Annotated in this window: 19 protein-coding genes and 1 pseudogene; 10 read left to right on the top strand and 10 right to left on the bottom strand. The window is 70.9% G+C overall.

Features of this window, described 5'->3' with window-relative positions:
- Positions 1-47: 47 nt before the first annotated feature.
- Positions 48-389: a hypothetical protein gene (locus tag AB0G47_RS39205; RefSeq protein WP_360780331.1), complete on the bottom strand. Its 342-nt coding sequence runs from the start codon at positions 387-389 to the stop codon at positions 48-50.
- 101 nt (positions 390-490) lie between these two features.
- Here AB0G47_RS39205 and legP point away from each other — a divergent pair, with 101 nt between their 5' ends.
- Positions 491-2,353 carry a Dot/Icm T4SS effector Zinc-dependent metalloprotease LegP gene (gene legP, locus AB0G47_RS39200; protein WP_360780328.1) on the top strand — a complete coding sequence of 621 codons (1,863 nt, stop codon included), beginning with the start codon at positions 491-493 and terminating at the stop codon, positions 2,351-2,353.
- A 49-nt stretch (positions 2,354-2,402) separates the two neighbouring features.
- Here the strand turns inward: legP and ligD are convergent, their stop codons facing one another.
- On the bottom strand, positions 2,403-3,416 hold the full coding sequence (gene ligD / locus AB0G47_RS39195; RefSeq protein WP_360780326.1) for a non-homologous end-joining DNA ligase: 1,014 nt from the start codon (positions 3,414-3,416) through the stop codon (positions 2,403-2,405).
- Positions 3,417-3,489: 73 nt separating this feature from the next.
- On the opposite strand from ligD, the gene AB0G47_RS39190 reads away from it, so the two are divergent.
- Positions 3,490-4,551 (top strand): ATP-dependent DNA ligase, encoded by a 1,062-nt coding sequence (locus AB0G47_RS39190; RefSeq protein ID WP_360780323.1) that lies wholly within the window; start codon positions 3,490-3,492, stop codon positions 4,549-4,551.
- A gap of 15 nt (positions 4,552-4,566) precedes the next feature.
- Here the strand turns inward: AB0G47_RS39190 and AB0G47_RS39185 are convergent, their stop codons facing one another.
- The 5 genes and pseudogenes from AB0G47_RS39185 to AB0G47_RS39165 form a co-directional block, all read right to left on the bottom strand.
- Positions 4,567-5,826: a vanadium-dependent haloperoxidase gene (locus AB0G47_RS39185; RefSeq protein ID WP_360780320.1), complete on the bottom strand. Its 1,260-nt coding sequence runs from the start codon at positions 5,824-5,826 to the stop codon at positions 4,567-4,569.
- On the bottom strand, positions 5,823-7,169 hold the full coding sequence (locus tag AB0G47_RS39180) for an LLM class flavin-dependent oxidoreductase (RefSeq protein WP_360780317.1): 1,347 nt from the start codon (positions 7,167-7,169) through the stop codon (positions 5,823-5,825). Before AB0G47_RS39180 ends, AB0G47_RS39185 begins: the two co-directional genes overlap by 4 nt.
- A 440-nt stretch (positions 7,170-7,609) precedes the next feature.
- Positions 7,610-8,269 (bottom strand): annotated as a pseudogene (locus AB0G47_RS39175) (ABC transporter ATP-binding protein); the annotation flags it as partial.
- Positions 8,245-9,105 carry an ABC transporter permease gene (locus AB0G47_RS39170; protein ID WP_360780314.1) on the bottom strand — a complete coding sequence of 287 codons (861 nt, stop codon included), beginning with the start codon at positions 9,103-9,105 and terminating at the stop codon, positions 8,245-8,247. The pseudogene AB0G47_RS39175 and the gene AB0G47_RS39170, both read right to left, overlap by 25 nt.
- On the bottom strand, positions 9,102-10,160 hold the full coding sequence (locus AB0G47_RS39165) for an ABC transporter substrate-binding protein (RefSeq protein WP_360780312.1): 1,059 nt from the start codon (positions 10,158-10,160) through the stop codon (positions 9,102-9,104). Before AB0G47_RS39165 ends, AB0G47_RS39170 begins: the two co-directional genes overlap by 4 nt.
- 433 nt (positions 10,161-10,593) lie before the next feature.
- Here AB0G47_RS39165 and AB0G47_RS39160 point away from each other — a divergent pair, with 433 nt between their 5' ends.
- The gene (locus AB0G47_RS39160; protein ID WP_360780309.1) at positions 10,594-12,378 is read left to right on the top strand and encodes an FAD-dependent oxidoreductase; all 1,785 of its coding nucleotides are present in this window, start codon (positions 10,594-10,596) and stop codon (positions 12,376-12,378) included.
- 72 nt (positions 12,379-12,450) lie between these two features.
- Positions 12,451-13,404, top strand: coding sequence for a DUF3048 domain-containing protein (locus AB0G47_RS39155; RefSeq protein ID WP_360780306.1), 954 nt, complete (start codon positions 12,451-12,453; stop codon positions 13,402-13,404).
- A 2-nt stretch (positions 13,405-13,406) separates the two neighbouring features.
- Here the strand turns inward: AB0G47_RS39155 and AB0G47_RS39150 are convergent, their stop codons facing one another.
- Complete coding sequence (locus tag AB0G47_RS39150; RefSeq protein WP_360780303.1) at positions 13,407-13,874, bottom strand: MarR family transcriptional regulator; 468 nt, start codon at positions 13,872-13,874, stop codon at positions 13,407-13,409.
- 170 nt (positions 13,875-14,044) lie between these two features.
- Between AB0G47_RS39150 and AB0G47_RS39145 the strand changes: the two genes are divergently transcribed.
- From AB0G47_RS39145 to pcaD, 6 genes are read left to right on the top strand one after another with little or no spacing between them, the layout of a single operon-like run.
- The gene (locus tag AB0G47_RS39145) at positions 14,045-14,827 is read left to right on the top strand and encodes a CoA transferase subunit A (protein WP_360780301.1); all 783 of its coding nucleotides are present in this window, start codon (positions 14,045-14,047) and stop codon (positions 14,825-14,827) included.
- Positions 14,827-15,474, top strand: coding sequence for a CoA transferase subunit B (locus tag AB0G47_RS39140; RefSeq protein ID WP_360780298.1), 648 nt, complete (start codon positions 14,827-14,829; stop codon positions 15,472-15,474). The genes AB0G47_RS39145 and AB0G47_RS39140 overlap by 1 nt, the downstream gene beginning before the upstream one ends.
- A gap of 32 nt (positions 15,475-15,506) precedes the next feature.
- A complete protein-coding gene (gene pcaH, locus AB0G47_RS39135; protein WP_360780408.1) occupies positions 15,507-16,277 on the top strand; it encodes a protocatechuate 3,4-dioxygenase subunit beta in 771 nt (256 codons plus the stop codon).
- Positions 16,277-16,831, top strand: a complete 555-nt coding sequence (pcaG, locus tag AB0G47_RS39130; protein ID WP_360780295.1) for a protocatechuate 3,4-dioxygenase subunit alpha — start codon at positions 16,277-16,279, stop codon at positions 16,829-16,831. Before pcaH ends, pcaG begins: the two co-directional genes overlap by 1 nt.
- Positions 16,828-18,168, top strand: coding sequence for a 3-carboxy-cis,cis-muconate cycloisomerase (gene pcaB / locus AB0G47_RS39125; RefSeq protein ID WP_360780293.1), 1,341 nt, complete (start codon positions 16,828-16,830; stop codon positions 18,166-18,168). Before pcaG ends, pcaB begins: the two co-directional genes overlap by 4 nt.
- The gene (pcaD, locus tag AB0G47_RS39120; RefSeq protein ID WP_360780290.1) at positions 18,165-19,286 is read left to right on the top strand and encodes a 3-oxoadipate enol-lactonase; all 1,122 of its coding nucleotides are present in this window, start codon (positions 18,165-18,167) and stop codon (positions 19,284-19,286) included. Before pcaB ends, pcaD begins: the two co-directional genes overlap by 4 nt.
- Positions 19,287-19,370: 84 nt before the next feature.
- Here pcaD and AB0G47_RS39115 read toward each other — a convergent pair whose 3' ends face one another.
- Positions 19,371-20,387 (bottom strand): alpha/beta fold hydrolase, encoded by a 1,017-nt coding sequence (locus tag AB0G47_RS39115; protein WP_360780287.1) that lies wholly within the window; start codon positions 20,385-20,387, stop codon positions 19,371-19,373.
- A 69-nt stretch (positions 20,388-20,456) separates the two neighbouring features.
- Positions 20,457-21,113 (bottom strand): TetR/AcrR family transcriptional regulator, encoded by a 657-nt coding sequence (locus AB0G47_RS39110; protein ID WP_360780284.1) that lies wholly within the window; start codon positions 21,111-21,113, stop codon positions 20,457-20,459.
- Between the last annotated feature and the right edge of the window lie 32 nt (positions 21,114-21,145).

Here is a 21,145-nt window from a genome sequence, read left to right as displayed (position 1 = left end):
GACGCGCCGGACAAGCTGAAGAAGCTCAAGAAGTACCGGAAAGACATTCACCGGGTCGGTGAGACCTCCACGGCCACCGTGTCCGGGCTGCCGTGGGTGAGGACCGGGTTGCCGCGGACCGAGACGAAGTCACCGGGGGCGACCACACCCGAGCCGTCGAGGTCGGCGTGGACACGGACCGTGTAGCGGGCCCGGGGGTCGGGAGGCGGCACCTCCAGGGTGAGGTGCGGGGCGTCGGCGAGGTCGACGCCCCGCTCCACCACGCGGGACACGACGCGCGCCGGCGCGTCGGCGGCGGTGATCTCCTCGACCTGCGCGCGCAGGGTCACGGTGCCCTGCGGCGCCTTCGCCCCCGGCACGAGACGGACAGCGATTTCTACGTTGCGCATACGCTCGCCCAGCCCTTGTTGGTCTCCATGTCCGCCACTACTTTCCGCAAAATAGCGCCCTTTACCTCGGGGCGGGAAGTCAGCAGCGAGGGAGAAACAGAATGCCTGCTTCGGAGTCGCGAGTTGCCGGTGAGGGACACGGTGAATTCCGGTCCTCGCGTGATGTGAAGACCGGTCTGATCGACGGCGCCACTTTCCAGACCAAGCCGGTCCAGTACGTGAACATCGACGGGCTCGCGGTCTTCGAGGGCGACATCGTGCTCGGTACGGTGGCGGATGTGGAGCGCCGCACTTCGGAACTGAAGGCGGAGTCCGAAGGAAAGGTTCCGCAGTCGGCGGTCGCCATCAGCGGAAAGCAATTCCGCTGGGCCAACGCTCTGGTGCCGTTCGAGATCGACCCGGCGCTGCCGAACCAGCAGCGGGTGACCGACGCGATCGCGCACTGGGAGAGCCGTACCCGGATGCGGTTCGTTCGGCGCACGCCCGCCAATCAGGGGCAGTTCCGCGACTTCGTCCGGTTCGTGCCGGGCGGTGGCTGTTCCTCGTTCGTGGGCAGGCAGGGCGGATCGCAGAACATCACGCTGGCAGGAGGCTGTTCGACGGGAAACTGCATTCACGAGATCGGGCACGCGATCGGTCTGTGGCACGAGCAGAGCCGCGAGGACAGGGACACGTTCGTCACGATCGTCTGGGCCAACATCACCCAGGGCTTCGAGCACAACTTCGACCAGCACATCACCGACGGCGACGACGTCGGCGCCTACGACTACGGCTCGATCATGCATTACCCGCGGGACGCCTTCTCGAAGAACGGCCAGGACACCATCGTGCCGTCCGTGCAGGGCGTCACCATCGGTCAGCGCTCGGGGCTCAGCACGGACGACATCGCCGCCGTGCACGCGCTGTACGGTCCTTCGCCGGCCTCCGGGCCCGTGGTGTCGTGGGAGTCGGACCGCATCGACGTGTTCGGGATCGGCACGGACTCCGCTCTTCACCACAAGTGGTGGGACGGCAACGCGTGGGGCCCCGGCATCAAGAACTGGGAATCCCTCGGCGGCATCTGCACCAGTCCCCCGACGGCCCTCGCATGGGCGCACGACCGCCTCGACGTGTTCGTCATCGGGACGGATTCGGCGCTTCACCACAAGTGGTGGGACGGCACGGCTTGGGGGCCCGGCGTCACAAGTTGGGAATCCCTCGGCGGAATCTGCACCAGTGCGCCCGAAGCGGTTTCCTGGGGGCCCGACCGCCTCGATCTCTTTGTCGTCGGCACCGACTCCGCTCTCCACCACAAATGGTGGGACGGCAGCGCGTGGGGCCCCAGCGTCAAGGGCTGGGAATCCCTCGGCGGAATCTGTACGAGCAAGCCTGTAGCGGTGTCCTGGGGCGCCAATCGACTCGATCTCTTTGTGGTCGGCGCGGATTCCGCGCTGCACCACAAGTGGTGGGACGGCAGCGCGTGGGGCCCCAGCGTCAAGGGCTGGGAATCCCTCGGCGGCATCTGCCAGGGCACACCCACCGCCGTGTCCTGGGGGCAGAACCGTCTGGATCTCTTCGTGGTCGGCACGGATTCCGCGCTCCATCACAAGTGGTGGGACGGCACGGCTTGGGGACCCAGCGTGCAGGGCTGGGAATCCCTCGGCGGCATCTGCCAGGGCACACCCACCGCCGTGTCCTGGGGCACCGACCGCCTCGACCTCTTCGTGGTCGGCACGGACTCCGCGCTGCACCACAAGTGGTGGGACGGCACGGCTTGGGGACCCAGCGTCAAGGACTGGGAATCCCTCGGCGGCATCTGCACGAGTCCACCCGCGGCCGTCTCCTGGGAGCCCAACCGCCTCGACCTGTTCCTCACGGGCACGGACTCCGCTCTTCACCACAAGTGGTGGGACGGGAAGGCGTGGGGGCCGAGCGTCACGGGCTGGGAGTCCCTCGGCGGGACCCTGACGAGCTTCACGGACTAGGGCCTGTCCGGCGGCTCATGGCCGGCCTGTCCGGCAGATCATGGCCGGGTCACTCCTCGTGCTTGGCCCGGCTCGGCTGCACCCGCTTCGGCTCGCCCGGCATCTTCGGGTACTCGGGCGGGTACGGCATGTCGCCGAGGCCGCGGTCGTGCTCGTCGCGGTCGGCCTGTTCCAGGAGTGCGTCGAGCGAGAAGGCGTGCTTCTCCATGTCCGCGTGCACATCGCCCACTTGGGCATACCGGCGCGGCATCGAGGCGATGTCGAAGTCCTGCGGGACGGCGTCGTCGATCTCGTCCCAGCGCAGGGGCGCCGAGACAGGCGCGTTCGGCCGGGGGCGGACCGAGTAGGCGGAGGCGATGGTGCGGTCGCGGGCGGTCTGGTTGAAGTCGACGAAGATCCGCTCACCCCGCTCCTCCTTCCACCACGCGGTGGTGACCGCGTCCGGCATGCGCCGCTCCAGCTCACGTCCGCAGGCGATCACGGCACGCCGCACCTCGGTGAAGTTCCACCGCGGCTCGATCGGCACGAAGACGTGGATGCCACGCCCGCCGGACGTCTTGGGCCACCCTTGCAACCCGAACTCATCAAGGACAGACCGGAGTTCATGCGCGGCGCGGACCGCGTCCGCGTAGTCGGTGCCGGGCTGCGGGTCGAGGTCGATGCGGAGTTCGTCGGGGTCGTCGGGGTTGTCACGGCGTACCGGCCAAGGGTGGAAGGTGAGGGTGTTGAACTGCGCGGCCCAGACGACGGCGGCGATCTCGGTGGGGCAGATCTCGTCGGCGGTGCGGCCGCTGGGGAAGGCGATGGTGCCGGTGGGGATCCAGTCGGGGAGGTTCTTGGGGGCGCGCTTCTGGTAGAAGAACTCGCCGGTGACGCCTTCCGGGAAGCGCTGGAGCGTGGTGGGCCGGTCCCGCAGGGCGCGCACGATCCCGTCGCCGACCGCGATGAAGTACTGGGCGACGTCCAGCTTGGTGAAGCCCCGCTCCGGAAAGACGATCTTGTCGGGGCTGGAGAGCCGCACCATCCGCCCGCCCGCGTCGAGCTCCACCGCTTTACCAGCCATGCCGTCACGCTAGGCGCAGGGGGCGAAAGTCGCATACCGGGCGGGCAGTGGCGCACGGGGACACAATCGAGCCATGGATCTGCCGGTGATGCCCCCCGTCAAGCCCATGCTCGCCAAGCCCGTGGCGAGGATCCCGCCGGGCATGCAGTACGAGGCCAAGTGGGACGGGTTCCGGGCGATCGTCTTTCGTGACGGCGACGATCTGGAGATCGGCAGCCGGACGGGCAAGCCCCTCACCCGGTACTTTCCCGAGTTGGTCGAGGCTCTGCGGGAGCGGATCCCGGAGCGGTGCGTGCTGGACGGCGAGGTCGTCATCGCGCGCGACGGACGGCTCGATTTCGATGCCCTCACCGAGCGCATCCACCCGGCCGAGTCGCGCGTGCGGACGCTCGCCGAGCGGACCCCGGCCTCGTTCGTGGCCTTCGACCTGCTCGCCCTGGACGACGAGGCGCTGCTCGACACGCCCCTCACCGACCGGCGCGCCCGCCTGACCGAGGCCCTCGACGGGGTCACCGCGCCCGTCCATCTCGCGCCCGCCACCACGGACCCGGAGCTGGCGCAGCAGTGGTTCGAGCAGTACGAGGGCGCGGGCCTCGACGGGGTCATCGCCAAGCCGCTCGACCTGCGCTACCGGCAGAACGAACGCCTCATGTTCAAGATCAAGCACGAGCGCACTGCGGACTGCGTCGTCGCCGGCTACCGCTTCCACAAGAGCGGCCCCATCGTCGGTTCGCTCCTGCTGGGTCTGTACGACGACGAGGGCACCCTGCAGCACGTCGGTGTATGCGCCGCGTTCTCCATGCAGCGGCGCGCGGAGCTTGTGGAGGAGCTGGAGCCGCTGCGGATGGAGTCCGCCGAAGGGCACCCCTGGGCGGCCTGGACGGAGGAGTCCGCGCACGAGACGTCGCGGATGCCGGGCGCCCCCAGCCGCTGGTCGGGCAAGAAGGATCTCTCCTGGGTGCCGCTGCGCCCCGACCGCGTCTGCGAGGTGGCGTACGACCACATGGAGGGCGGACAGCGCTTCCGGCACACGGCGCGGTTCCGCACCTGGCGGCCGGACCGGACCCCTGACAGCTGTACGTTCACCCAGCTGGAGGAGCCGGTCCGGTACGACCTGGCGGATGTGCTGCGGTAGCCGCTCCCCGCGGGGTCAGCGGGCCGGGCGCAGCAGGGTGTCGGCGTGCCGGAGTGTCTCGGCCGCGACCTGCTTGCCGAGGCGGATCCCCGCCTCGTCGGCGGACCGGGTGTGGATGCCGGAGTAGATGCGGGCCTGCACGTTCTCGGCGGAGAGCCGGTGCCAGTCGGTGTAGGTACGGGTCACGCCCGGCGCGGTGGGGCTGGTCAGCTCGTACGGCGCGGTGTGCGGGCCCGCGAGGGCGTTCAGGACCCCTTCGGCCGCACCCGAGTACGTGTTGTGTCCGCTCGGGTAGTCGGGGTGGGCAGGGGTGTCGTGCAGCGGGGTCCAGCCCGTGTCCTGGTCGATGTCACCCGTGCGGATCGCGGTGACGGGGCGCCAGCGCTGGTGGGCGTACTTGCTGTCGGACGTGGCGATCTGCGTGTCGACGGACGCGACGTGGAAGAGCGCGACCAGACGTGCCCGGTCGGCGGACGAGCGCGGGGCACGGTCGACGGCGACGCGCAGGGGCGTGGTGTAGAGGGTCAGCGACGAGCCGAGCCAGAAGTTGGCGGTCTCGGTCTGCCGGGCGGTGCGGCTGCTGCCTTCCCTGACGCCGTACGCGCGGACCTCGGCGAGGTCCGCCTTGTACCGCCGGGAGTCCAGTGCGGGCGGCGCGGGCAGCCGGTACTGGTCGGCGGTGCGCAGCGCGAAGGGCTTGGCGAGGCGGTTACCGTACTGGGTGGCGGGTGCGTACGCGGGCGGGGTCGGCTGCCAGACGCCGGGGGCGGCCGGCGGCACGGTGAAGGGGGCGTTGACCGACTGCGGGTCGAGCCCGTCGTCCTCGCGGGACTTCAGGGCGAGGGCGGCCTGCCGGGATCCGGCGGCCACACCCTTGGTCTCGGCAGCACCATCGGGGATCGCGTCCAGGGTCGTCCGCAGCGCCGCGTCGAGCTGCTCGGTGCGGGCGGGCGCGAGGGCCACCAGCGCGTCGTGGACGGCGGAGGCGAGGGCGGCGTCCTGGAAGTCGGCCCGCGCCACACCGTCGGGCACGGCACGAGTCGCCCGCGCGGCCGCCAGCCAACTGATCGCCCACGTACGGTTGTTGGTGACCTGCGTCGTGGCGCCGGCGGTGGCGATGGTCTCCGCCGTCGTGTCGTACCAGTCGAGCGCGGCGGACGGCGCACGTCCTGTGCCGGTCGGTGTCGCGGCGACGGAAGGCGCTGCGGTGGAGACGGCGAGCAGCGCGGTGGCGCCGAGCGCGGTCAGCGCGGCACGGGATCTGAACACGTTCACGAACTCTCCTTGAGGCGGGCGGGGTTGGCGTACTGACTGTCCGGGCGGGTCAGCCCGTAATGATCGCGCAGGGTCGTGCCGGTGTACTCCGTACGGAACAGGCCGCGGGCCCGCAGGATCGGCACGACGTGGTCGGCGAAGAGGTCGAATCCGCCCGGCAGCCAAGGCGGCATGACGTTGAACCCGTCGGCGGCGCCCTGCTCGAACCACTCCTGGATCTGGTCGGCGACCTGCTCGGGCGTCCCCGCGATCACCCGGTGGCCGCGGGCCCCGGCGAGGCGGTGCAACAGACCGCGCACGGTGGGCTGTTCGCGTTCGATGATGTCGAGGATCACCTGGAACCTGCTCCCGTTGCCGCGCTCGCCCCCGGTCTCGATGAGCTCGCGGGGTACGGGCCCGTCGAGCTGATCGGCGGTCAGCCGGACGCCGAGGATCCGGTGCAGCAGTTGCAGGGAGTACTCGGGCTGGGTGAGTTCGTTGAACTCGTCGTGCAGGGCCCGTGCCGCGGACTCCGTGGAGGCGATGAACGGGCTGATTCCGGGAAGGACGAGCACCTTCTCCGGGTCCCGCCCGGCCTGCCCCACCCGCTTCTTCAGATCGGCGTAGAAGTCCTGGCCGTTGCCGAGGGTCTGGTGCGCGGTGAAAACGGCTTCCGCGTACCGCGCCGCGAAGGCGCGACCGTCTTCCGACGACCCCGCCTGGACGTAGACGGGCCTGCCTTGCGGCGTGCGCGGGGTGTTGAGCGGCCCGCGCACGGTGAGTCGCGGGCCCACATGCTCGATCGGGTGGATCCGCTCGGTGTCCGCGAACAGCCCGCTCCCGGGGTCGGCGACGAGCGCGTCGTCCTCCCAGCTGTCCCAGAGCTTGGTGACGACGTCGAGGAACTCCCGTGCCCGGTCATACCGTTCGGCGTGTACGGGGTGCACGTCGAGCCCGAAGTTCTGCGCGGCCTGCGGGGCGCCGGTGGTGACGATGTTCCAGCCCGCGCGTCCCCCGCTGAGGTGGTCGAGCGAGGCGAAGAGCCGGGCCAGGTTGTAGGGCTCGGTGTAGGTGGTGGACGCGGTGGCGATGAGGCCGATGCGTTCGGTGACGGCGGCGATGGCGGAGAGCCAGGTGAAGGGTTCGAGGCGGAAGCGGCTCGCGTACCGGACGTTGTCGGCGAGGGCGGGCCCGTCCGCGAAGAAGATCCCGTCGAAGGCGGCAGCCTCCGCGCGCCGGGCAAGATCCTGGTAGAAGCGGATGTCCAGGATCCGCCCGGGCTCGGACCCGTCATACCGCCAGGCAGCTTCATGGTGCCCGCCGGGATAGACAAAGAGGTTGAGGTGAAGCTCCCGCCGACTCATACGTGCCCCACCTCTACGGCCCGCGCGCCGGCCGCGTGGGCATCGACGCCGGGGGCCACGCCGCCGGCCGCCGGGTCTCGGTCGGCCGGGTCCGTACCGACGGACGACGCATCGCCTTCGGCCGGGCCCCCGCCGGCGAGCGAGCGGGCACCTTCCGCCGAGCGCGCGCCAGCAGGAGGCGGGGCACCCTCAGCCGAGCCCACGTCAGCGATCAACGCTTCGCCTCTGCTCAACTCCGCGTCGGCGCGCGGCAGATCACCTCCAGCCGGGCCCCCGCCGGCGAGCGACGGAGCGCCTTCTGCCAGACCCGCGCCAGCAGGCAACTCATCTCCGTCAGCCGGATCCACGTCGGCAGGCGGCGAATCCCCTTCGGCAACGTCAACGCCCAGTTGCCGCAGCAGCCTCCCCCGCAGCGCCGCGTACTCCGTGCTGCCCTGGACGCGTGGCGCCGGCAGCTCCACCCGCACGTCGGCCGCGATGCGGCCCTCGTCCAGGACGAGCACCCGGTCGGCCAGTGCGATGGCCTCGTCTACGTCATGGGTGACCAGGAGCACGGCGGGGCGGTGTGCCTCGCAGAGGCGGCGCAGCAAGGCGTGCATGCGGATGCGGGTGAGTGCGTCCAACGCGCCGAACGGTTCGTCGGCCAGGAGGAGTTGGGGCTCGCGCACCAGGGAGCGGGCCAGCGAGACGCGCTGCTGTTCGCCGCCGGAGAGGTCGGCGGGCCAGGCGTCCTCTCGGCCCGCGAGGCCCACCTCGGCGAGGGCCGCGCGTCCCCGGTCAAGCGCTCCGGGGCCGGTGAGGCCGAGGGTGACGTTGGGCAGGACACGCTTCCAGGGCAGCAGTCGCGCGTCCTGGAACACGACCGACACATCGCCGGGGGCCGACAGCTCCCCGCTGCCGTTGACCTCGTGGTCGAGTCCCGCGAGGGCCCGCAGCAGCGTGGACTTCCCGGAGCCGCTGCGGCCGAGGAGCGCGACGAACTCGCCTGCGGATATGGAGAGTTCGAGCTCGTCAAGCACCTTGCGGTCCCCGAAGGAGCGGACAAGGCCGCTGATCCGGACCGTCGGCCCGTCCGTCAGCCCGCCAGTGTGCGTCGCCATGACAGCGCCCTCCGCTCCACGAGTCGTACGAGCGCATCCGAGATGAGACCGAGGAGGCCGTACACGACGAGGCCGACGATGATGATGTCGGTCTGTCCGTAGGTGCGGGCCAGCTCCATCATGTAGCCGATGCCGCTGGTGGCGTTGACCTGCTCGACCACGACGAGCGCGAGCCACGCGCCGGTGACCGCGAACCGCATGCCGAGCAGGAAGCCCGGCAGCGCGCCCGGCAGGACGACGTGGCGCAGGAACCCGGCCCGCGAGAGGCCCACGGTCTCGGCGAGTTCGGCGTACCGGCCGTCGATCGTCCGCAGACCGTTGTGGGTGTGGATGTAGACGGGTACGAAGACGCCGAGCGCGATGGTGATGACCTTCATCGACTCGCCGATGCCGAACCAGAGGATCAGCAGCGGGATCAGTGCCAGGGAAGGGATCGCCCGCTTGATCTGCACGGGGCCGTCGATGATGCCCTCGCCCAGCCTGCTGAGCCCGGCGACGACGGCAAGCGCGAGCCCCGCCGCCGTGCCGAACAGGAGGCCGAGCAGGGCGCGTTCGGCGGATGTGGCGAGGTTCGACTGGAGCCGTCCCTCGGCGATCAGATCGGCGGCGGTGCTCACCACCGTCCAGGGCGCGGAGAGGTTGCGGGCGTCGATGAACCCGGCGGCCGAGCCCGCCGACCAGAGGGCGAGCAGCAGGACGGGCCCGAGCGCCCAGCCGTACGGGAGGGGGCGGCCGGGGCCGAGCCTGCGCCGCGGACGGCGGCGCGACTCGACCGGCGCGGCGGCGGGCCTGACGGCCTTGGTCAGGGTGGGTGCAGTGGGTGCCTGAGCGCTCATGACCCCGCCCCCGCCTTGATGGCATCCGCCGCCACCGACTCGTACCGGCGGTCGAAGAGCACCTCCGCGTCGAAGCTCTTCCTCCCGGTCTCCTTCGCCAGCAGATCGACCGTCTTCTGCTGCCGTGCGATCGCCGATGTCCAGTCCGCCGGGATGTCGGGGTGACCGGCCCCCTTGACGAGGTACTCGCCGTCCTCGCGGGTCAGCCCCTGGTCCTTGACGTAGTAGCCCTCGATCCACTCCGTGGGATGCCGGTCGACCCATGCGGCGGCGCGGGCCCAGAACTTCACGAATTCCCTGATGGCCGCCGCCTTCCGCGGATCCTTCACCGACTCGGTCGGCACCCACAGATGCCCCGGATCGTCCCGCAGCCCGTGCTGGATCGTCTTCGCGCCGTCCTTGCCGTACTTCGCCGGATAGCGCTTGATGTTGACTCCGCCGAGCGGCGCCGCGTCGACCTGGCCGCTGCCGAGCGCCGTCGGGTAGACATCGCCGGTGCTCGGCAGTTCGACGAGTTCCACGTCATCCTTGCCGAGCCCGGCCTTGGCGAGGATGCGCAGCACGAGCGCGCCCTGCGCCTGGCCGGGGCTGTACGCGATCTTCTTGCCGCGCAGATCCTTCAGCGTGCCGATGTCGGCGCCGGGCGCGATGCCCAGTTCGTAGGTGGGATGGTCGATCGGGTCCTTGCGGAATTTGGCGGCGACCAATTTCGTGTCGAGCCCCGTCCAGTGCGCGTGAATGGAGGGTATTTCCGCCGCGGAGCAGACGTCGAGGGAATGCGCGCGGAATGCCTCCGAGCATTGCGGGCCGCCGCTGACATTGGCCCACTTCACCTTGAAGGGAAGCTTGTCGAGCTGCCCGGAGAGTTTCAGGGCGATCTGTATCTCCGGGGACCCGACGGTGATGGTGGTGTCCGGGTCCACTTTCGCCGGAATCTTGGCGGAGACCTTCTCGGCGTCGACGGTCGTGGTGGGCGATGTGCTGTCGGCGCATCCTGCCAGGAGCAGCGGAACGGCCAGGGCAGCGGCGAGCGCCACCCGTGGGTGTCTGGGCATGAGTTCTTTCCCGGGAGAGCGGACGTACACGGAAGGAGAAGCCTGGAGTTGCTGGAATTTCGCGTGGCTTCTTACGAGAAGACGTTCCGGACGTCAGCTACACAGCGCGGCGGAGACGCGCATCAGATCGACAGCACGCCGCTGCTTGAACCGCCGGGATATTCGCATGGCGTCGAAACTAGCCACGGCGCCGAGAGAGGGTCAAGTCTCTTGCCGCGGCCGGGCTTTCCGGCAACGCACGTTTCGTACGGCGGCCATACGTCCGTTACACCACGGCCCGGCGCGACCGCCCCGGCCGGACCACGACCACCGTCGGCGGCACAATCGCGCCAACATTCACGCCCGCCGCCTCGTGCGACTTCCGCGCCACGGTCCCGTGACCGTATGCTCCTGCGCCTGATACGGGAGTTACCTACGGTAAGGGGGACGGGACATGGGGCGCTCGGGAGCCGAGGGCAGCACGAGGCGTACGTTCGTCGCGGGGGCGGCCGCGGCGGGTGGCGTGGCCGCGCTCGGCATAGGGGCACTGCCCGCGGTGGCGGACGACCGGGCCCCGAAGGCACGGCAGTCGGTCGCCGTGCTCGGCGGCGGTGTCGCCGGCCTGACCGCGGCCCATGAACTGGCCGAACGCGGCTTCACGGTCACGGTCTACGAGCGCCGGGCGCTCGGCGGCAAGGCCCGCAGCATGGACGTACCGAACAGCGCGAAGGGCAACCGCAAGCCGCTGCCCGGCGAGCACGGGTTCCGCTTCATCCCCGGGATCTACCACAACCTCCCGGACACGATGCGCCGCATCCCGTTCCCCGGGAACGCGAACGGCGTGTGGGACAACCTCGCCGCGCCCCGCGAGATGTCGTTCGCGCGCACCGGCCGCGAGGACATCCGGATGCCGATCCCCTGGCCGGGCAGCGAGCCGGAGCAGCTCACCCTCGACGACATCAGGCGGGCGCTGACCGCACTGCTCGACACCGCGTTCAACCTGCCGGCCCACGAGGCCGCGTACTTCGTGAACCGCGCCCTTGTCTTCCTCACCAGCTGCGACGAGCGCCGCGACGACACCTGGGAGTCGACGCCCTGGTGGGAGTTCGTGCGCGCCGAGCAGATGTCGAAGGACTATCAGCGCATCCTCGCCATCGGCGTCACCCGCAACATCGTGGCGACCAAGGCCGAGGAGGCGAGCACCCGCACCGTCGGCACGCTCGGTGAGGCCTTCGTCTTCAACGCGCTCGGCCAGGGCGCGGACGGCCCGCCCGACCGGATCCTGAACGCGCCGACGAACGAGGCGTGGATCGACCCGTGGGTGACCCATCTGAAGTCGCTGGGCGTCGAGTTCCGCATGGGCTGGAACGTACGCGACCTGGGGTTCGCGGGCGGCCGGATCACCAAGACCGTCGTCGAGGATCCGGACGGCGTACGGCACGACATCACCGCCGACCACTACGTCCAGGCCATGCCGGTGGAGCACGCGCGCAGGACGTGGAGCGCCGAACTGAAGTCCGCCGACCCCCAGTTGGCGCGCTGCGACAAGCTGGAGACGGACTGGATGACGGGCATCCAGTTCTATCTGACGGAGCACCCGCCGGTCGTCAACGGCCACTTCAACTGCATCGACTCGCCGTGGTCGCTCACCGGCATCGCACAGGCAGGCCACTGGCCGGACCGCGACTTCCCCGCCGACTACGGCGACGGTGTCGCCGTCGAGTGCCTCTCCGTGGACATCTCCGAGTGGGACAAGCCGGGGATCCTTTACGGCAAGACGGCCAAGCAGTGCACGCGCGACGAGGTCGCCAAGGAGGTGTGGGCGCAGCTCAAGGCCGCGCTCAACGACACCGGCAAGACCGTCCTGAGCGACGGCAAGCTGCACTCGTGGTTCCTGGACCCCGGCGTCGACGGCCTCGGGACGCCGAACCCGACCAACGAGGACGAGCTGCTCATCCACCCCGTCGGCACCTTCCACAACCGTCCGTCGGCCGAGACGAAGATCCCCAATCTCTATCTGGCGGGCGACTACGTGGCCGTGCCGATCGACCTGGCGACGATGGAGGGCGCCAACACCTCGGCGCGCCAGGCGGTGAACGCCATCCTGGAGCGGGTGGGGTCGGACGCCGAACGCTGCACGGTGACTCCGCTGTACCGCGTTCCGGCGGTCGAGCTCCTCAAGCGCCACGACCGCACCCGCTACCGGCTCGGCCTGCCGAACGCCCTCGATCTGGGCTGAGGCCGTCGACGCAGGCCGAAGGCCGAACCGGACGTAGGCTGAAGGAAGGGCCTGACGGGGTAGGTGGTCGCCATGGGACGGTGGACACACATACGGCGCGCGGCGGTGGCGGCAGTGGCCGTCATCGCCCTCGCGCCGGCCTGCACGTTCGGGGACGACTCCGGAGGCGACGTGAACGCGCCGTCGGACGGGTCGGGCGGCGGCCCCGTACTCGCGGTGAAGATCGACAACGTCGGCCCCGGGCGCCCGCAGACCGGGCTCGACGCGGCGGACATCGTCTACGCCGAGCAGGTGGAGGCGGGGCTCAGCCGGCTGATGGCCGTCTACGGCGATCCGGAGCGGCTGCCGTCGGTCGCCGGTCCGGTGCGCAGCGCGCGCGAGACGGACCTGGAGCTGCTGCGCCAGTTCGACGACCCGGCGCTCGCGTTCTCCGGGGCGCAGTCGAAGCTGCTTCCGCTGATCGCCGACGCACCGCTGCGTGGCCTGACGCCCGGCAAGGCACCCGCCGACGCCTATTTCCGCGACGGCAACAGGGCCGCGCCGCACAATCTCTTCGTACGTCCGAAAGCCCTCGGCCTGGAGCAGGGCGACGGCGACGGCCTGTCGAGCACGGGCTTCGTCTTCGGGCCGCGCCCGAAGGCCGGCGGCACCCCGGAGCAGGAGCGCACCGTCCGCTTCCCTGCGGCACGGTTCACCTTCACCTGGTCGACCGAGCAGGAGCGCTGGCTGATCGCCATGGACGGGGAGCGGGCCATCACGTCCGACGGCAAGGGCCTGGCTGCGTCGACCGTCGTCGTGCAGTACACGAAGGTCCGGGAGTCCCGCTTCCAGGACCGCTCGGGGAACAACACCCCGTTCACCGAGACCGTCGGCTCCGGCAAGGCGCAGGTCCTGCGGGACGGCCGCGCCTACGAGGCGCGCTGGGAGCGGCCCGACGCGGAGGACGGCACGGAGTTCACCACGCCGGACGGCGAACCGCTGCCGTTCGCGAAGGGTCAGGTCTGGGTGGTGTACGCGAAGGCCTGACGTCAGGCCTTGCCTGCGGCGAGGGGCTCCCCGGGATGGCGGAGGCCCTCCGCCGCGTCCGACACCCGCTGGATCAGATCGAAGAACACGGTCTGCTCGTCGGCGGAGAGCGGGCCGAGGAAGACCTGGTTCATCCGGGCCGTCCGCACGGTCAGCTTGCGGTGTGTGCGCTTGCCCTCGTCGGTGAGGTGCAGCAGATAGCGGCGGCCGTCCTGCGGATCGCGCACCTTGTCGAGCAGCTCGCGGCGGATGAGCCGGCTGATGACCTCCGCGATGGTGGAGCGGTCGAGGCCGACCCGCTCACCGACGGTGCGCTGGTCGAGGCCGGGCTCCGCGATCAGCGCGTTCAGGACGGCGAACTGCGGAGAGGTGATCTCCTCGGAGACCATCGTGTTCCACAGCAGGTAATGCGCCTGCTGCAGACGCCGGGCCAGGTGCCCGGGGTGGGTGGTCAGGTCCACCGCGGCCATGAGTGCCTCCGTTTTCCGTGGGTGCACTGAACAATACTCGCCCTTGACGGCTTAGGGAACGAGTGGCAGCGTAAGTTCAACCTCGTAGAAATAGTCAGTGCCCTGATTAATGGGCGGGACATCGAAGGCCTGGAAAAGAGCGCAGGCCTGGAAGAGATGGGGCTCGACGGATGGACAAGGTGGTGGCCTCGGCCGCCGATGCGGTGGCCGACGCACGAGACGGAGCGTCGCTCGCCGTGGGCGGGTTCGGCCTCAGCGGAGTGCCGAACGAGCTGATCCGGGCGCTGCACGAGCGGGGCGTCTCGGGCCTGAGCGTGGTGTCCAACAACTGCGGCGCCATGGACAGCGGGCTCGCGGTACTGCTCTCGGCGGGCCGGATCGCCCGCGTGACCGGGTCGTACATCGGCGCCAACAAGGAGTTCGCCCGCCAGTACCTGGGCGGTGAGCTGGAGGTGGAGATGATCCCGCAGGGCACGCTCGCCGAGCGGCTGCGGGCCGGGGGCACCGGCATCCCCGCGTTCTACACGCCCGCCGGGGTCGGCACGCAGGTCGCCGACGGCGGACTGCCCTGGCGTTACGACGGACAGGGCGGCGTGGCGGTGGCCTCCCCCGCCAAGGAGGTCCGGGAGTTCGACGGCGTCTCCTACGTCCTGGAGCACGGCATCCGCACGGACTTCGCACTCGTACGGGCCGCGAAGGGCGACCGGCACGGAAACCTGGTCTTCAACAAGTCCACCCGCAATTTCAACCCCCTGGCGGCCATGGCCGGGCGGGTCACGATCGCCGAGGTGGAGGAGCTGGTGGAGCCGGGCGATATCGACCCGGACGCCGTGCATCTGCCGGGGATCTTCGTGCAGCGGGTGGTGGCGCTCACCCCGGGACAGGCCGCCGACAAGGGCATCGAACGACGCACGGTTTCCGCGCCTCCGGCACGAGGGACGGTGAGCAACTGATGGCCTGGACGCGTGAAGAGATGGCCGCGCGGGCGGCGCGCGAGCTGCGCGACGGGCAGTACGTGAACCTGGGCATCGGCCTGCCCACGCTGATCCCCAACCATCTGCCCGAGGGGGTGGAGGTGGTCCTTGAGTCGGAGAACGGCATCCTGGGGGTCGGCCCCTACCCCACGGAGGAGCAGGTCGACCCCGACCTGATCAACGCGGGCAAGGAGACCGTGACGGTCCTGCCGGGCGCCTCCTACTTCGACTCCTCGCTCTCCTTCGGGATGATCCGCGGCGGTCACATCGACGTCGCGGTGCTCGGCGCGATGCAGGTCTCCGCGGGCGGCGACCTGGCCAACTGGGCTATCCCGGGCAAGATGATCACCGGGATCGGCGGGGCGATGGACCTCGTGCACGGGGCGCGGACGGTGATCGTGGCAATGACCCACACCGCCAAGGACGGCTCGCCCAAGATCCTTGAGGAGTGCGCGCTGCCGCTGACCGGCAAGGCCTGCGTGAACCGGATCATCACCGACCTCGGCGTCCTGGACGTCACCGAAACCGGCCTGGAACTGGCCGAGTTGGCGCCCGGCGTCTCCGTGGACGAGATCACCGCCAAGACCGCGGCCAAGGTCCGCGTCCCCGAAGGGATCTCCTCATGAGCCTGCGTGACGTCTACACGGAGCCGAGAGACATGACCCTCACCGAATCCCTGCCCGACGGGCTGAGCCAGCGGGAGATAGACGCGGAGGTCGCCAAGGCGCAGGCTGCGGCGGCGCCCGCCGACCACCCGCCGCGCGACTATCCCCCGTACCGCAGCAGCCACTTGCGCCACCCGAAGCAGCCGCTGATCCCGCTGCGCGACCCGGAGGCGGTGGAGCTGAGCGGGCCCGCGTTCGGCGTCACCGACGTCACGGCGCTCGACCGCGATCTGACGCGCCAGCACCAGGGCGAGCCGCTGGGTGAGCGGATCACCGTGTCCGGCCGGGTCCTGGACCGCGAAGGGCGGCCGGTGCGCGGCCAGTTGGTCGAGCTGTGGCAGGCCAACGCGTCGGGGCGGTACGCCCACCAGCTCGACCAGCACCCGGCCCCGCTCGACCCGAACTTCACGGGCTTCGGCCGCTGTCTGACCGATGACGACGGAACGTACTCCTTCACGACCGTCAAGCCGGGCGCGTACCCGTGGCGCAACCACGTCAACGCGTGGCGCCCGGCCCACATCCACTTCTCGCTCTTCGGCTCGGCGTTCACGCAGCGCCTGGTGACGCAGATGTACTTCCCCGGCGACCCGCTGTTCCCCTACGACCCGGTGCTGCGGTCGGTGACGGACGAGGCGGCACGGCAGCGCCTGGTGTCGACGTATGACCACGATCTTTCCACCCCCGAGTGGTCGCTCGGCTACCGCTGGGACATCGTCCTCGACGGCCCCTCCGCGACGCTCTTCGAGGAAGGCGGCAACCACTGATGTCGTACGCTCCGACGCCCTCCCAGACGGTCGGCCCGTTCTACGGCTACGCGCTGCCCTTCCCGCGGGGCGGCGAGGTCGCGCCGACAGGACACCCGGACACGATCACCCTGCACGGGCATGTATACGACGGCGCGGGAAACCCCGTGCCCGACGCCCTGATCGAGACCTGGCAGCCCGCGCCCGACTGCTCCCGCACGGGAGCGCCGGGATCGCTGCGGCACGACCCGGTCACGGGCGAGGTGATCGGCCGAGACGGCGTCGCGTTCACCGGGTTCGGCCGGGTGCCGACCGACGCGGACGGCCACTGGGCGATCCGTACGCTCCCGCCGGGCGGTGTCTCGTACATCGCGGTCGCGGTCTTCGCGCGCGGCCTGCTCCACCACCTGTACACGCGCGCCTACTTGACCGACGAGCCGGGCGACCCGCTCCTCGGTTCGCTCGACGCGCGGCGGCGCGCGACGCTGATCACGCGCCCCGAGGCGCACCGCACGTACCGTTTCGACATCCGCCTTCAGGGCGAGGGCGAAACGGTGTTCCTGGAGTTCGAGTGAGTTCAGCGGAGTACGACAACGGCCTGCTCGCCCCGGGGCGAGCGGGCTCCCCCGCCGAGGCCGCGGTGTCGGATGTGGCCTTCCTTCAGGCGATGCTTGACGCGGAGGCGGCGCTGACCCGCGCCCAGGCGGAGGCGGGCCTCGCCCCTGCGGACGCGGCATCCGCGGTCGGCGCCGCGGCGGACGCCGCCCGCTTCGACGTACGCGACATCGCGCTCCGCGCGCGTGCCGGCGGCAATCCGGTGATCCCGCTGGTGGCGGACCTGACGGCGGCGGTGCCGGAAGCGGCGGCGCCGTATGTGCACCGGGGCGCGACGAGCCAGGACATCATGGACACGGCGATGATGCTGATCGCGGGCCGGACCCTCGACCTGATCCTCGCCGACCTGGCCCGCACGGAACGGGCACTGGCCCGCCTCGCCGCAGCACACCGGGACACCGTGATGCCGGGCCGCACACTGACCCAGCATGCCGTCCCGACGACCTTCGGCCTCAAGGCGGCGGGCTGGCGATCGCTGACCCTCGACGCACGGGACAGGGTGGCTGCGGCGCGTGCCTCGCTTCCGGTGCAACTGGGCGGTGCGGCAGGGACGTTGGCGGCGTTCGGGGCGTACGGCGGGAGCGCAGGGCTCGTCTCGGCCTATGCCCGGCAGTTGTCGCTCGCCGAACCCGGGCTGCCCTGGCACACGCTGCGCACACCCGTCGCCGACCTCGCCTCGGCCCTTGCCTTCACCGCGGGTGCCTTGGGGAAGGCGGCGGTGGACATCCTCACCCTTGGCCGTACGGAGATCGCCGAGGTCTCCGAAGGTGCCGGCGGCGGCTCCTCCGCCATGCCCCACAAGGCGAACCCGGTACGTTCCACGCTGATCGCGGCGGCGGCGCGCCGCACGCCCGCCCTCGCGGCCACGCTCCTCGCCTCCATGGCCGCCGAGGACGAACGCCCCGCGGGCGCCTGGCACGCGGAGTGGGAGGCCCTCCGCGACCTCCTGCGCACGGTCGGCGGGGCGAGCCGGGACGCGGCGGAGCTCACCGAGAACCTCCGGGTGCACGCGGACACCATGCGCGAACACCTCGGCCTCACCCACGGGTTGATCGTCTCCGAGCGCCTGACGGCCGACCTTGCGCCGCTCGTCGGCCGGGCGCGCGCGAAGGAACTCCTCACGTCGGCGGCCCGCCGCACCCGGGACGAGGCCAGGTCCCTCGCTGACGTACTGGCCGAGGAAGCCGAGCTCAAGGGCGTCGACCTCGCGGACATCGACCTCGCCGAACTCACCGACCCCACCCGGTACACCGGCTCCGCCGGCGCCCTCACCGACCGAGCCCTGGAGCGACGTTGAGCACCGAGCTGCCGCACCACACCATCGAGGGCGCCCCGGCCGCGCCCGCTCTCCTCCTCGGCCCGTCCCTGGGCACCTCCACCGCCCTGTGGGACGCCGTGGCGCCCGAACTCTGCGCCGCTCACCGGGCCGTACGCTGGGACCTCCCCGGCCACGGCAAGTCGCCGGCCCATCTGATCGGCCCGGGGGCGACCGTCGCCGACCTGGCGGATCTCGTCCTGGCGCTCGCCGATTCGCTCGGCATCGACCGTTTCGCGTACGCGGGTGTCTCGCTGGGCGGCGCCGTCGGTCTGCATCTCGCGGTGCACCACCCCGAGCGGGTGGAGAGCCTCGCCGTGATCTGCTCGTCGGCGCACTTCGGCGGGTCCGCGCCGTGGGAGGAGCGTGCGGAACTCGTACGCCGCGAGGGCCTCGCCGCACTCGCGGAGACCGCGCCACAGCGCTGGTTCACCCCCGGGTTCACGGTCCCCGGCCTGGTGGACGACCACCGGAACACCGACCCCGACGCGTACGCCGCGTGCTGCGACGCGCTCGCGGCGTACGACCTGAGGGGCGTGCTGGCGGAGGTCGGCGCGCCCACGCTGGTCATCGCGGGGCGCGAGGATCCGGCGACACCGCCGGCCCACGCGCGCGAGATCGCCGACGCGGTGCCGGGCGCGTCCCTGACCGAGCTGGCCGGGGCCTCGCATCTGGCCCCCGCGGAACGCCCCGACGCGGTGATCGCCGCGCTGCGGGGGCACTTCGGCGGGGCGGCGGCGAGCGGGATGGCGGTACGCAGGGAGGTCCTGGGGGACGCGCACGTGGACCGTGCGCAGGGGAACACCACGCCCTTCACGGCCCGCTTCCAGGACTTCATCTCCCGCTACGCATGGGGCGAGATCTGGACCGACCCCACGCTGGCCCGCCGCGAACGCAGCATGATCACACTGACGGCGCTGGTCGCACACGGCCACTACGAGGAACTGGCCATGCATGTACGGGCGGCCCGCCGCAACGGCCTGACGCCCGATGAGATCGGGGCAGTGTTGCTGCAGACCGCGGTCTACTGCGGGGTCCCTGCGGCGAATTCCGCGTTCGCGGTGGCGCAGAGGGTGCTGGCGGAGGAGAGCAACGAATAGCCCCTCCGGCGTTTGAGGAGCGGGGGTCTGGGGGCGGAGCCCCCAGGAGACCGAGCCACGGTGGCAGTCCAAGAGCCCCGCCCCCTACGTCGCACTGCGCTCACTCGCTTCGCGATACCTCCGCTCCAGCTCCCCCACAAACGCCTCCTCCCCCGGCCGCCCCGCCCGCAGCAACTGCCGCCACCGCTCCGCACTCCAGTCCGCCGGCGCCGTCCCCCGGACGAACTCCTCCACAAGACCCACGAACCGCGTCGGATCGGCGCGAAAGGGAAAGTGCCCGGCACCGCCGAAGATCTCCAGGCGGCTGCCCGGCATCGCCTGATGCGCGGTGAACGCGTGGTCGACCGGCAGCACGCTGTCCCGGTCGCCCCACACGAGCATCGTCGGCATCCCCTCGGCCAGGTAGCAGCGATCCAGCATCGTCACCACCTGCCCCCGCCAGTCGACCACCGACCGCAGCGTGCGGATGAACGCGGTCCGCGCCCAGACGTCCGGCAACGCCTCGACCAGGCCCATCAGTTCGGGCGCGTCCTGCCCGAGCCCGGTGTCGAGGAGCCGCAGCAGCCCGACGACAGCCCGCACGGGCAGGTCGGCGCCGGGCAGTTCGAGCAGGGAGAGGAGCAGCGCGGCGCCGGGCAGCGAGACCCCCCGCAGCACGGGGCTGACCTGTGGCCCCACGCCTCCCGTACTGACCAGGACGAGCCGCTCGACCCGCTCGGGAAACTGGTAGGCGAACTGCATCGCGACGCCACCGCCGAACGAGTGCCCGACGAGCGTGACCCGCTCGATGCCGAGTACGCCGAGCAGATCGCGGATTCCGTTGGCGTACGCCGCCACGGAGTAGTCGGCGCGCGGTTTCTCGGACGCGCCGTGACCGAGCAGGTCCGGGGCGATGACCGTGTGCGTGCGGGCCAGTTGGGCGATCAGCGGCGACCAGGTCACCGACGACGCACCGATGCCGTGGATCAGCAGGATCGCGGGCCCCTCACCCGCGATGCGGTACGCACGCCGGTAGCCGTGCACCGTACGGAACCGCAGTGTGCCCCCGCCCTCGTCGTCGGTGGGAAGCCGCCGGGACTGGAAGGGCAGAATCCGCGCCATGGGCCGGAGTGTAGGCAGGCGGGACGTTGGGGTGGTTTCGGATGGGTTTCAGGTGGCGTAACTCGGGCGCTAATCGGCGCCGTAGCACCCCAGGAACATGTCGACGCCGGCGACGATCAGGCGCTCCGTCAGATCGTCGCTGATGTCGGTGCCGTACGAGCCGAAGACGAGGTGCGGGAAGACCAGCAGGGAGTACAGCTGGATGACCGCGGCCTCCATGTCCGGGACGACGAGGCGGCCCTGGTCGGCCAGTTCGCGCAACGCGCCCGCGATCGCGGGGTGATGCCCCTCCGGGCCGTGGTGCTCCCATGCCGTGCCCAGTGTGGGGAAGCGGTGGATCTCCCTGGCGACCAGTTGGCGCAGCGCCTTCATCTCCTGGTCGTCGCGGACCGCGTCGACCCAGATCCGGGCGGCGTTCAGGAACGCCCCGCGCAGGTCGTCCGCCGCGGTGAGGCCGTCAAGGGCGGCCACCGATGAGGACGCTGCGAGGGGTTCGTCGAGCGCGCCCGCGATGACCGCGGTGAACAGCGCTTCCTTGTTGCCGAAGTGGTTGTAGACGGTCACCTTGGACACGCCCGCCTCGGCGGCGATGGCGTCCATGCCGACGCCGAACCCGTCACGGAGGAACAGCGAGCGGGCGGCGCGGACGATGGCCTCGCGCTTGCGTTCCGCGCGCGGCCCCGAAGGCCCCTCGCCCCGACCCGTGCCTTTTCCCTCGCTTCTCATGCGTCGCACCCTACCAGCCAACTGAACTGAAC

It is taken from the genome of Streptomyces sp. NPDC021622, assembly GCF_040640795.1.
GTDB lineage: Bacteria > Actinomycetota > Actinomycetes > Streptomycetales > Streptomycetaceae > Streptomyces.
Note: the sequence above shows the minus strand (reverse complement) of the source record. Positions and strands in the feature narration are given on the sequence as shown.